This is a genomic window from Streptosporangium sp. NPDC023615, assembly GCF_040640155.1.
GTDB lineage: Bacteria > Actinomycetota > Actinomycetes > Streptosporangiales > Streptosporangiaceae > Streptosporangium.
Genome location: NZ_JBFABE010000018.1, coordinates 44,048 through 56,233 on the forward strand (window position 1 = coordinate 44,048; position 12,186 = coordinate 56,233).

Genomic DNA, 12,186 nt, shown 5'->3' on the forward strand with positions numbered 1-12,186 from the left:
CGTCGTCACGCGCCGCCCGCGCCTCGTTCCGATTCCACGGTGCCGGCCCGGCACACCGACCAGACAGGGGAGCAGCACATGCCCGCCAAGCCACTGCACGTCCTGATCGACTTCGCCCGGCGGAACTCCCCGTTCTACGCGGAGCTGTACCGTGACGTGCCGGACGTCGTCTCCGACCTGACCCAACTGCCGATCATCGACCAGAAGGCGTTCTGGGCAGCGAACACGTGGCCGGACAACCGGCTGCTGACCGGGCCGCTGACCGACGCCGGCGTGTACACCTCCGGCGGCACCACCGGGGCGCCGAAGTTCTCCCCGTGGACCCGCACCGAGCACGCGGACTCGGTGACCGCGTTCGGCGCCGGCATGGCCAGGGCCGGCCTGAGGCCGGGGCACCGGGTGGCGAACCTGTTCTTCGCAGGGGAACTGTACGGGGGGTTCCTCTACATCGAGAACGCCCTGCACCACGCCCCGGTGGAGAACGTGCGGCTGCCCGTGGGCGGCTCCACGACGAACGAGTACGTCGCCGACCTGATCGCGACCTTCGGCGTCAACGTGCTGGCGGGCCCGCCGATGAAACTCGGCGCGGTGGCCGACGTGGTGAGCGCCCGGGGCCAGGCGGCCGACACGGTGGAGCTGCTGCTGTTCGGCGGCGACCTCCTCTTCGACGACCTGCGGCCCCGGCTGGCCGGGGCCTTTCCCCGGGCCGTGATCGCCTCGCTCGGGTACGCGTCGGTGGACGGCGGGCTGATCGGCGCCCCGGTGCCGGGCGACGACCCGCGGGTCCACGAGGCCTTCCCCGACCGCACGATCGTGGAGCTGGTCGACGAGGTGACCGGCGAGCCGATCACCTCACCCGGCGTCCCGGGCCGCGTGGTGGTCACCAACCTGTTCCGGACCCTGATGCCGGTCATCCGGTATCCGGTCGGGGACCTGGCCGAGTGGGTCGACGACGACCGTCGCCGGTTCCGGCTGGTCGGCAGGGCGATCGAGGGCGCCAGGGTGGCGATGGTGACGATGAGGACCGAGGACGTCCGCGCGGCGCTCGCCTCGGCCGACCCGGACCGGGTCGTTTCCGGGGTGCAGCTGGTGCAGCGCCGCTGGGACGGCAAGGACGGCCTGGTGCTGCGGCTCGCCCACGCCTGCGCCGGGGAGCCCCCGGCGGAGCTGACCCGCAGGCTCGTCGACGCGGTCCACGAGGCCCGCCCGCTGTACCCCGACCACGCCGGCGAGGGCTTCATCCACCCCCTGTCGATCGAGTGGGTGCGGCCGTCCGGCCTGGTGACGAACCCGCGCACCGGCAAGCTGGTGCAGGTGGTGGACGAACGCCCCCACTCCTGAGCTCCTCCCGCCCGGCCCGCGACGGCGCCGCCCGGGGACGGGAAAGGTTCGGCACCTTGCCTCACGTGCTCGCTGTCACCGTGGAAGGCAACGGGTCGGCCCCCTCACGTGGTAGAGGCCGCGATCATCCCCGTCAACGCGGGCCGGCCGTTCATCCAGTCGGGTGAACCATTCCGATTCGGCCGCCAAGGCCCGTCAACCGTCACATCACCGATCAGTACATCGCCGACACGGTAATCGTCGAAAGGCGGGTGGAAACGGCCTCCGGCGGACGGAGTGTGAACACGCGGCCTGGCGTGAGTCAGCACAATGATCATGCGGGGGAGTAATGCATGTCACATGCTCGTCACCGACCATGAGGTCCCGGGACCGGTCCCGGTGAGACCGGCGCAGCATGGTGACATGACACCTCTGACGTTCCGTTTCCTGGCCGCCGCGGCATGTGCACTCATGACGACGGTCGTCTCGGCGGGCTGCGGCGGCGCCCAGGTGAACGGCGCCGGTTCCGCGGGCGCGTCGCCCGCCGCCTCGAAGAGCGCGACCGGTTCCCCGACCGGCGGTTCGGCGACCAAGCCCGCCCCGACCCCGACGGCCGGCGGTTCGGTGACCGAACCCGTTCCGACCCCGACACGGCCGAGCGCCCGGAACGGTACGAACTACAAGGCCTGTTCCGACGGTAGGTGCGAGATCGCCGTGTCCAAACGGGTCAAGCTCAAGTTCTCCAAGTCTACGACCACCCTGACGATAAAGAAGGTGTACGCCGACTACATCGTGGTACGCCGGGCCTCACCCGACGGATATGTCGACCTCAGCGTCGGTGCGGGCTGCAAGGTCAGCTTCTACGAGTACTTCGAGTTCGGATGGGGCGGCACGTGGTGCTCGGGAAAACCGTTGAGAGAAAATAAGTACGCCTACCAGGTCAAACGAATCATGACTGTCAAGAGCATCACCGACGGCACCGCGATCCTGGACCTGAAGTCCTGGTGAGATCACCCGGGCGGGGTGGCCGGGCCCGGTGCCGGCGGCGGGCCGCGGTCTCCGGGCCGCGGCCCCGGTCCGCCCGTCCCGGTGCGAGGTCACCGCCGCGGAGGCGCGGGTTCCCGTGGTCGCGGGATCGTGATCCCGCGAGGCGGGCGCGGAGGGCGGCGCGGCCGAACGCGCGTGAGCCGCCCACGGCGTCGTCGACGATGACCCCGTGCCCGGCCGTCCGCCGCTCCTTGTCGCCGTGGGTCACCCACGACCACGAGGAGAAGCCGGATGCGCGCGTCCGGATCACGTGAGCGCACCGGCCCCCGGAGGTCATGCCCCGGCCGGTGTCCGCGCCGCCCGGTGCGCGCGGTGCGCCGGAGCCGGGCCCCTCGCTCCCCGGGCAGGACGGTGTCAGAAAGCCGTTTCCCGGCCGTTGACGCGCCCGTAGCGTGTATGTAACCTTTGGCCAACGCTAAGCAAAAACTGTACAAAAACATGCAGTCTTTTTGACTCTCCTCGTAATTCCTCAGGGACGCGCCGCAGCCGTGCACCTGCCCCCCACCCGTGAGCGCCGAGGGCGTCCGCCTTCACGCCCCGACCCCGTCGTGCATGACGAGAGACAGAGGAAACGCGGATGAGAAAGCCGTACGGACCGTTGAGGCTGGTGGCGGCCGTGGTCGCGACCGGCCTGCTGGTGATGGGGGCGGCCGTCCCGGCCTCCGCCGCGGCCGGCCCCAACCTGTCGCCGGGCAAGGCGACCCAGGCCTCCGGCTCCACGGCCGGCCACGAGGTGTCGGCCGTCAACGACGGCGACCAGTCCACCTACTGGGAGAGCGCCAACAACACCTTCCCCGGATGGGCGCGAATCGACCTGGGCGCCGCCACGAGCGTCGACCGGGTCGTCCTGAAGGTGCCCGCCCCGGTCGTCTGGCAGACCCGCACCCAGACGCTCTCGATCCAGGGAAGCTCCGACGGCTCCACCTACAGCACGGTCGTGGCCTCGGCGAACCACACGTTCGACCCGGCCACCGGCAACACGGTCACGATCGGCTTCGGCGCCGCGACCCACCGGTACTGGCGCGTCAACGTCACCGCCAACACCGGCTGGCCCGCCGCGCAGATCTCCGAGTTCGAGATCTACGGCGCCGCCGGCACCGGCGACACCCAGAACCCGTCGGCCCCCGGCAACCTCGCCCTCACCCAGCCGGCCGCCGGTCAGATCAGGCTCACCTGGAACGCCTCGACCGACAACGTGGGCGTCACCGGCTACGACGTCTACGCAGGCGGGCAGCTGCGGGGCAGCGTCGGCACCGTGCTGACCTACACCGACACCCAGCCGGCGTCGGCGACCGTGACGTACACGGTGCGCGCCAGGGACGCGGCGGGCAACCGCTCGGCCGAGAGCAACGCCGTCACCCGCACCGGCACCGGCGACCCCGGGACGAACCTGGCGACCGGCAAGGAGATCACCGCCTCCGGCCACGTGCACAACTTCGTCGCCGCCAACGCGAACGACGGAAACCCCGCCACCTACTGGGAGGCGAATTCAGGGGCGTTCCCGAACACGCTGACCGTCAGGCTCGGGGCCGACGCCTCCGTCAACGCGGTCGTCGTCAGGCTCAACCCCGACCCCTCCTGGGGCCCCCGCACGCAGAACATCCAGGTCCTGGGCCGCGAGCGGAACGCCACGACCTACCAGAACCTGGCGTCGGCGGCGAACCGCACCTTCGACCCGGCCTCCGGCAACACGGTACGGATCGACGTGTCCGCGAACGTCGCCGACGTCCAGCTGAGGTTCACCGCCAACAGCGGCGCGCCCGGCGGGCAGGTCGCCGAGTTCCAGGTCCTCGGCACCCCCGCGCCGAACCCCGACCTCACGGTCACGAACCTGTCGTGGACGCCGGCCGCCCCGACCGAGACCGGCGCGATCACGCTGTCGGCCACGGTCAGGAACGCGGGCAACGCCGCCTCTCCCGCCGACAGCGTCACCCTCTCCCTCGCCGGGACGCAGGTGGCGACCGTCGCGATCCCCGCCCTGGCCGCCGGCGCGAGCGCCACGGTCACCCAGAACATCGGCACCCGGGGCGCGGGCAGCTACGCGGTCGTCGCCAGGGTGGACGCCGACAACACGGTCGCCGAGCGGAACGAGGACAACAACACCCTCACCGCGTCCTCGCCGCTGGTGGTCACCGAGGCCCCCGGCCCTGACCTGCAGGTGCTCGGCATCACCTCCAACCCCGCGAACCCGGCCGTCGGAGCGTCCGTCACGTTCACCGTGGCGGTGCGGAACCGCGGCAGCGCCGCGACGGGCGCGGCCACGGTCACCCGCCTGACGGCGGGGAGCACCACGCTCAACACCACGACCCCCTCGATCGCCGCCGGCGCCACCGCCAACGTGGCCGTCAGCGGAAGCTGGACCGCCGTCAGCGGCGGCGCCACGCTCACCGCGACCGCCGACGCGACGAACACCGTCACCGAGACCAACGAGACCAACAACACGTTCTCGCAGGCCATCGTGGTCGGGCGCGGCGCCGCCGTCCCGTGGACCGAGTACGAGGCCGAGGCCGCCACCTACCAGGGCACGCTGCTGGAGGCCGACCCGCTGCGCACGTTCGGGCACACCAACTTCGCCACCGAGTCCTCCGGGCGCAAGTCGGTGCGGCTGAACAGCACCGGGCAGTTCGTCGAGTTCACCTCGACGGCCCCGTCCAACTCGATCGTGGTGCGCAACTCCATCCCCGACGCCCCGAACGGCGGCGGCATCGAGGCGAGCATCAGCCTCTACGTCAACGGCACCTTCTCCAGGAAGCTGACGCTCTCCTCACGCCACAGCTGGCTGTACGGCGACACCGACGGCCCCGAGGCGCTGTCGAACACCCCCCAGGCCGACGCCCGGCGGCTGTTCGACGAGTCCAACGCGCTGCTCTCGCAGACCTACCCGGCCGGGACGAAGTTCCGGCTGCAGCGTGACGCCTCCGACACGGCCTCGTTCTACATCATCGACCTGATCGACCTGGAGCAGGTGGCGCCGCCGACGAGCCAGCCGGCCGGATGTACCTCGATCACCACCTACGGCGCGATCCCCGACGACGGGCTCGACGACACGGCCGCCCTGCAGCGGGCGGTGACCGACGACCAGAACGGCGTCATCGGCTGCGTGTGGATCCCGGCGGGGCAGTGGCGCCAGGAGAAGAAGATCCTCACCGACGACCCGCTGAACCGGGGTCAGTGGAACCAGGTGGGCATCAGGGACGTCACCATCCGCGGCGCGGGCATGTGGCACTCCCGGCTCTACACGCTGACCGAGCCGCAGGACGCGGTGGGCGGCATCAACCACCCGCACGAGGGCAACTTCGGCTTCGACATCGACAGCAACACCCAGATCTCCGACATCGCCATCTTCGGCTCGGGCCGCATCCGCGGCGGGGACGGCAACGACGAGGGTGGCGTGGGCCTGAACGGCCGGTTCGGCCAGAACACGAAGATCACCAACGTGTGGATCGAGCACGCCAACGTGGGCGCCTGGGTCGGCCGCGACTACGACAACATCCCGGCCCTGTGGGGTCCCGGCGACAACCTGCTGTTCAGCGGCATGCGCATCCGCAACACCTACGCCGACGGCATCAACTTCACCAACGGCACGCGCAACTCGAAGGTGTTCAACTCCTCGTTCCGCACGACCGGCGACGACGCCCTGGCGATCTGGGCCAACCAGGCCGTGAAGGACCAGGTCGTCGACAACACCCACGACAACCACTTCGTCAACAACACCGTCCAGCTCCCCTGGCGGGCGAACGGCATCGCGATCTACGGCGGGTACGACAACTCCGCCGAGAACAACCTGATCTACGACACGATGAACTACCCCGGCATCATGCTGGCGACCGACCACAGCCCGCTGCCCTTCTCGGGGACCACGCTGCTCGCCAACAACGGGATCTACCGGAGCGGCGGCGTCTTCTGGAACGAGGACCAGGAGTTCGGCGCCATCACGCTGTTCCCGTCGACCAAGGACATCACCGGCGTCACCATCCGTGACACCGACATCCACGACTCGACCTACGACGGCATCCAGTTCAAGACGGGCGGCGGCAACATGCCGAACGTCGCGATCACCAACGTGAGGATCACCAAGTCCAACAACGGCGCAGGGATCCTGGCCATGGGCGGCGCCCGGGGCAACGCGACGCTGACGAACGTCACGATCAGCGGCTCGGCCGACGGTGACATCGTGAAGGAACCGGGGTCGAGCTTCGTCATCACGAGGAACTGATCCCTCCCGGTGGTCACGCGGGGCCGGCACCCTCCGCGACCACCGGACCCCCTCCTGCCGCGACAGGGGCGGCCTCCTCCGCGATCAGGAGGAGGTCGTCCCGTCCCGCGATCACGGGGAACCGGTCCCCGCCCCGTGATCGCCGAGGAGCCGGCTCCGCTTCGTGATCACGGGCGGCGGGCCCTCCCCGGCGTGAAAGTTTCATCGGTCCCCGATCACGGGGACCGGCGGGCCGCCCGGCGTGCTCCCCCGGTGGAAGGACCACCGGGGGAGCACGCGCGTGTCCGCCCCCGCCCGCCCCCGCGGGTGCCGCCCTGCGGGAGGTGAACGCCGCGCGGCCATCGCCCGGCCGTCCGCGGGAGACCCCGGCGGGCACGTTCCACCGCCCGCCCGGGAACGGCCCCGAGGCCGGGAATCCCGGACGGGTCCCGGCCGCGCGGGCCCGCGAGGTCCCGACGGCCGCGCGAGGCGGGGCTTGACAGGGTTTTTCGCATCCTCAACACTCTGGGAAACCTTGTCGTGACATGAGATCTTTCGGCTCTCTGACCGTTGATTAAACGGTTTCTGTTAGCGCTAACAAAACCCGTAGGCGCCGACAGGAGGACGACGAGGTGACACGCACTCCCCGCGTTCGACACCCGACCCCCCACGGAGGTTCGTGCAGATGGGAAGACGATGGTGGACGGCGGCCCTGCCCGCCCTGATCCTCGGCCTGCTGATGTCCCCGGCCGACGCACTGGCCGCCGCGGCCCCCGGAGACGGCAACCTGGCGGTCTCCGCCACGGCGAGCGCCTCCTACACCTCCTCCTGGGAGAGTGTCGCGGCGATCAAGGATGACATCGACCCCCCGAGCTCCAACGACACCGCCAACCCGCGCTGGGGCACCTGGCCCGAGACCGGCACCCAGTGGGCGGAGCTGACCTGGAGCCAGCCCCAGACGCTGCGCTCGGCGCAGGTGTACTTCTTCGACGACAACGGCGGCGTGCGGGTGCCCGCCTCGTGGAAGCTGCAGTACTGGAACGGGAGCTCCTACGCCGACGTCGCCGGCGCGAGCGGCTACCCCACGGCGGTCAACGCCTACAACAAGGTCGTCTTCAACAGCGTGTCCTCCGCCCGGCTGCGCGTGGTGCTGCAGAGCGGCGCGGCCTCGGTCGGCCTGCTGGAGGTGAAGGCGTACTCCACCGAGTCGCCGGGCAACGGCGGCGGCACCAGCGGCTGGACCCCGCCCGCCAACCTGGTCACCCCCCTCGACCAGGTCTGGCAGCACGTCGAGAGCACCTACAACCCCGGCCCCACGGTCTTCCGCAACTTCGGCTGGGACCAGATCATGGCCAACCGGGGGAGCATCAACTACTGCGTGCGCTGGGACTCCTCGGCGCCGGTCTCGGCCGCCCTGCGCGACCGGATCCACGCCTCGCTCGCCCGGCAGTTCAAGAAGTGGATGGACGTGATGGTCGGCCACAACGGCTGGCCGTACACGGAGGTCCCGGTCAAGGTGGTCGGCTGGGCGGTGCGCGACCGCGCCACCCTGCAGTGGAGCGACAACTCCGTGGACGTCTACGTCAACGACATCCGGGAGAACGCGCCCCAGTGCGCCCCGCCCTGCGGCCGGTTCTTCAACCAGAACGGCCAGTACCCCAACTGTCCGGGCGGGGCCGCGCGCCACTACGACATGTCCCTGTGGCTGACCGCGGGCATGGGCGGGGGGGCGGGTGGTGACTGGGGCCAGCGCCTCGGCAGCGAGTACTTCGTGAACAACATCGACGCCGCCGACATGCACATCCTGCTCCACGAGATTGGCCACAGCTTCGGCCTGGACGACTTCTACGACTGGACGCCCACCGGGGTCGGTGGCTTCCTCATGAAGGCCGGGAGCGCGAGCCGGATCACCGAGTTCGACAAGTGGATGTTCCGCGACTGGTGGAGGCACCTCAAGGGTCGCTACGGTCTCTGACCCTCACACCGCGCGACACGCGAGACAACCGCACGACACCGCACGACACCGCACGGCACGACACCGTGCCGGCGCCGGCCGGTCCGGACCTTCGGGTCCGGGCCGGCCGACGCGTTCCCGGCGAGGCCTACGGGAACGTTCCGGACTGTCGTTCAGGCGGCGCGGGCGGCGCGGGTGGCGCGGTGGACTCCCGGATCACCAGGCGGCACGGCATGGAGTGCACGCCCGGGGCCGCCTGGCCGTCGATGGCGGCGAACAGGTGCTGCGCGGCCGTGTGCCCCAGCCGCTCCAGGTTCGGGTCCACGCTGGTCAGCAGCGGCCTGGTCTCGGCCGAGAGCACCTCCCAGTTGTCGTAGCCGATCACCGCCACGTCGGAGGGCAGGCGCAGGCCACGCTCGCGTGCGATCTCCATGAAACCGGCGGCGATCTGGTCGCTGCCGCAGAACACCGCGTCCAGGCCGGGCTGGGTGAGCAGCAGCATCTCGGCGGCCTGCCGCCCCCAGCGCTGCGACCACGCGCCGAACAGGGTCTCGCCGGCCTGTTCGAGACCGGCCTCCTCCAGCGCCCGGCGCGCCCCCTCGGCCCGGTCGGCCGCCGCCTTGTAGTGCGTGGGCCCGGTGACGTGCGCGATCCTGCGCCGCCCGGTGGCCAGCAGGTGCCGTACGGCGAGCACGGCCCCGCCCACGTCGTCCGGCGTGAACGACACGTCGCCGGGGTCGTCGGACGGGCCGTAGGCGTACACCACCGGGATCGGGAGCTCGCGGCTGATGGAGGGGCGCGGGTCGGTGCTCCCTCCCACGACGATCAGGCCGTCGACGCGACGCGACAGCAGCATCCGCAGGTGGTGCTGCTCGCGGATGGCGTCGCCGCGGGCGTCGCACAGCACCACGGCCATCTCCCCGGCGCCGAACGCGTCCTCCGCGCCGAGCAGGACCGGGATGCCGAACCGGCCGACGCTGTCACTGGTGAGCAGGCCGACCGTGCGGCTCTGCCCGGTCAGCAGGTTCCTGGCCAGCGCGTTGGGCCGGAAGGAGAGCTGCTCGGCCGCCTCCAGCACCCGGCGGCGGGTGTCGGGGCGGACGTTGTCCTTGCCGTTGAGGGCCTTGGACACGGTGGCGATCGACACCCCGGCCAGCGAGGCCACATCGCTTATGGTCACCGAACGCGACCGCCTGCCCGTCATCTTGACGAAATCCTTTTCCCCGTGCCTGTCCCCGCGACCCCGGACGACCGCCTGGCAGAACCCCCTGAGATTACCTCATGTCGCCCAACTGGCCAGCGGGTGTTGACACGCCCTCGCGTTTCTTTTACGTTTCCGAAAACCTTTTATTTCTATTTCGTGCGTCGCGGGGGATGCCGGAAGAGGAGAGGACCATGCAACCACGCGCGCGTGCCGCCGGTGCCGCCGTCATGCTGTTGGCGCTGGCCCCCATGATCGCCTGTGGGGGGAGCGGGAGCGAGCAGGCCGCGCCCGCCTCGGCGGAGCCGGTCACGATCACCATGTGGACCCGCGCCGCGACGCAGGCGCAGAGCGAGCGCCTGGTCAAGGCCTACAACAGCGGCCACAGGAACCAGGTGAAGCTGACCGTCGTCCCCACCGACAACTACCAGCCGCGCATCGCCGCGGCGGCGGGCGCCAAGCAACTGCCGGACGTGTTCGCCGCGGACGTGATCTTCGTCCCCAACTACACCTCCCAGGGGCTGTTCCTCGACATCACCGACCGGATCGCCGCGCTGCCGTACAAGGACTCCCTGGCGCCCGGCCACATGAGGCTGGGCACGCAGGACGGACGCCGGTACACGCTGCCGCACACGCTGGACCTGTCGGTCTGGTTCTGGAACAAGGACCTGTACGAGAAGGCCGGCCTGGACCCCGAGAAGGGCCCCACCACGCTGAAGGAGTTCGCCCAGCAGGCCACCACGGTCGACGAGAAGCTCGGCAAGGACGGCAAGGTGCACGGCACGTTCTTCGGCGGCAACTGCGGCGGGTGTTACGTCTTCACCTTCTGGCCCTCGGTCTGGGCCGCCGGAGGCCAGGTGATGAACCCCGAGGGCACCGCCTCGCTCAGCGACAGGCCGCCGATGACCGACGTCTTCGCGATCTACAAGGGGCTGCACGACAAGGGCGTGACCGGCCCGACGACCAAGGAGGAGCAGGGCCCCACCTGGACCGGCTTCTTCCCCAAGGGCGAGATCGGCGTCATGCCGATGCCCTCCACCACGCTCGGCTCGATGCCCGCCGACATGAGGGTCGGCGTCGCGCCGATCGCCGGTCCCGACGGCGGCGAGTCCACCTTCGTGGGCGGCGACTCGGTCGGCATCTCCTCCACCACCTCCAACGCCGACGCGGCCTGGGAGTTCCTGTCCTGGACGGTCTCCGACGAGGCGCAGGTCGAGATCATGGCCAAGAACAAGGACGTGCTCGCGCGCACCGACCTGTCGAACAACAAGTACTCCGCCGAGGACCCGCGCGTGGTGCTGATCAACTCCATGGTCGCCAAGGGGCAGACGCCGTACGCGCTGCGCTTCGGGCAGACCTTCAACGACCCGCAGGGGCCCTGGCTCCGCCTGGCCCGCGAGGCGCTGTTCGGCGACGCCGGCAAGGTCGGCCCGCTCAACGCCGAGATCACCAAGTCACTGCAGCAGTGATCATGACCCTGACCGGAACGCGGCGGAGGGTGGCGCGGGGATCCGTCCCGGCGCCACCCCCGCGGTGGCGCGGGCGGCGGGCCCAGGGCTGGCTGTACGCCGCCCCGACCGCCGTCATCGTCGTCACCCTCTTCGTGGCACCGCTGGTGCTCGTCGTCTGGATGTCGCTGAACCGCTGGCCGCTGCTCGGCCCGGCCACGTTCAACGCGCCGGACAACTACCTCAAGATCACCGAAAATCCGCTCTTCCTCGACGCGGTGGGCTTCACGCTGAAGTACACCGCCATCGTCACCGTGCTGCTGTCGGCGGCGGCACTCGGCCTGGCCCTGCTGGTGCAGGAGCGCAGGCCCGGCGTGGGCTTCTTCCGCACCGCGTTCTTCCTGCCGGGCGCGGTCGGCTTCGCCACCGCGGCCCTGCTGTTCTACGGCATGCTCAACAACGACTTCGGGCCGGTCGACCCCCTGCTGCGGGCACTGGGGGTCACCGACGAGCCGGTGAAGTGGACCGGCACCCCGAACATGGCGCTGTTCTCCACGATCGCGCTGGTGCTGTGGCGCTTCGCCGGGTTCAACATGCTGATCCTGCTCACCGGCCTGCAGTCGATCCCGGTGGAGGTCTACGAGGCGGCCCGGTCCGACGGCGCGAACCGGTGGCAGATCTTCACGAGGATCACGCTTCCGCTGCTGCGCCCCACCCTCGCGCTGATGCTCATCCTCAGCGTCACCGGCTCCCTGCTCGCCTTCGACCAGTTCTTCATCTTCACCAACGGCGGGCCGGACAACAGCACCGTCTCCATGGTCATGGTCATCTACCGCGACGCGTTCTTCCGGTTCGACCTGGGCGGCGCCGCGGCGCTCTCGGTCGTGCTGCTGGTCGCGCTGGTCGCGCTCAACGCCGTACAGATGCGGGTGTTCAGGAGGTCCACGTGAGGCGGTGCGAGCGCGGAAGAGACGCGCGTGCGCGACGAGGCGCCCTGCCCGGGGCCCTTTCCGGCGCGGGG

General features: G+C 70.4%; 7 protein-coding genes. 6 read left to right on the forward strand and 1 reads right to left on the reverse strand.

The features are described 5' to 3' along the window. Window positions 1-78: 78 nt before the first annotated feature. From AB0G16_RS15875 to AB0G16_RS15890, 4 genes are all read left to right on the forward strand, one after another. Entirely contained in the window at window positions 79-1,341 is a 1,263-nt protein-coding gene (locus AB0G16_RS15875; RefSeq protein ID WP_362804929.1) for a hypothetical protein, read from the forward strand. 402 nt (window positions 1,342-1,743) lie between these two features. Continuing rightward, window positions 1,744-2,328 (forward strand): hypothetical protein, encoded by a 585-nt coding sequence (locus tag AB0G16_RS15880; protein ID WP_362804932.1) that lies wholly within the window; start codon window positions 1,744-1,746, stop codon window positions 2,326-2,328. A gap of 616 nt (window positions 2,329-2,944) precedes the next feature. Beyond that, on the forward strand, window positions 2,945-6,583 hold the full coding sequence (locus AB0G16_RS15885) for a CARDB domain-containing protein (protein ID WP_362804935.1): 3,639 nt from the start codon (window positions 2,945-2,947) through the stop codon (window positions 6,581-6,583). 664 nt (window positions 6,584-7,247) lie between these two features. Further along, window positions 7,248-8,537: a hypothetical protein gene (locus AB0G16_RS15890; RefSeq protein WP_362804938.1), complete on the forward strand. Its 1,290-nt coding sequence runs from the start codon at window positions 7,248-7,250 to the stop codon at window positions 8,535-8,537. 127 nt (window positions 8,538-8,664) lie between these two features. Here AB0G16_RS15890 and AB0G16_RS15895 read toward each other — a convergent pair whose 3' ends face one another. Further along, window positions 8,665-9,696 (reverse strand): LacI family DNA-binding transcriptional regulator, encoded by a 1,032-nt coding sequence (locus AB0G16_RS15895; protein ID WP_362804941.1) that lies wholly within the window; start codon window positions 9,694-9,696, stop codon window positions 8,665-8,667. 215 nt (window positions 9,697-9,911) lie between these two features. On the opposite strand from AB0G16_RS15895, the gene AB0G16_RS15900 reads away from it, so the two are divergent. Next, complete coding sequence (locus AB0G16_RS15900; protein WP_362804944.1) at window positions 9,912-11,186, forward strand: sugar ABC transporter substrate-binding protein; 1,275 nt, start codon at window positions 9,912-9,914, stop codon at window positions 11,184-11,186. A gap of 2 nt (window positions 11,187-11,188) precedes the next feature. Continuing rightward, entirely contained in the window at window positions 11,189-12,115 is a 927-nt protein-coding gene (locus tag AB0G16_RS15905; RefSeq protein ID WP_362804947.1) for a sugar ABC transporter permease, read from the forward strand. The last annotated feature ends 71 nt before the right edge of the window (window positions 12,116-12,186 follow it).

Bases quoted from the DNA above. Each gene is read 5' to 3' on its own strand.
- AB0G16_RS15875 (WP_362804929.1), top strand. From the start codon at position 79: ATGCCCGCCAAGCCACTGCACGTCCTGATCGACTTCGCCCGGCGGAAC.
- AB0G16_RS15880 (WP_362804932.1), top strand. From the start codon at position 1,744: ATGACACCTCTGACGTTCCGTTTCCTGGCCGCCGCGGCATGTGCACTC.
- AB0G16_RS15885 (WP_362804935.1), top strand. From the start codon at position 2,945: ATGAGAAAGCCGTACGGACCGTTGAGGCTGGTGGCGGCCGTGGTCGCG.
- AB0G16_RS15890 (WP_362804938.1), top strand. From the start codon at position 7,248: ATGGGAAGACGATGGTGGACGGCGGCCCTGCCCGCCCTGATCCTCGGC.
- AB0G16_RS15900 (WP_362804944.1), top strand. From the start codon at position 9,912: ATGCAACCACGCGCGCGTGCCGCCGGTGCCGCCGTCATGCTGTTGGCG.
- AB0G16_RS15905 (WP_362804947.1), top strand. From the start codon at position 11,189: ATGACCCTGACCGGAACGCGGCGGAGGGTGGCGCGGGGATCCGTCCCG.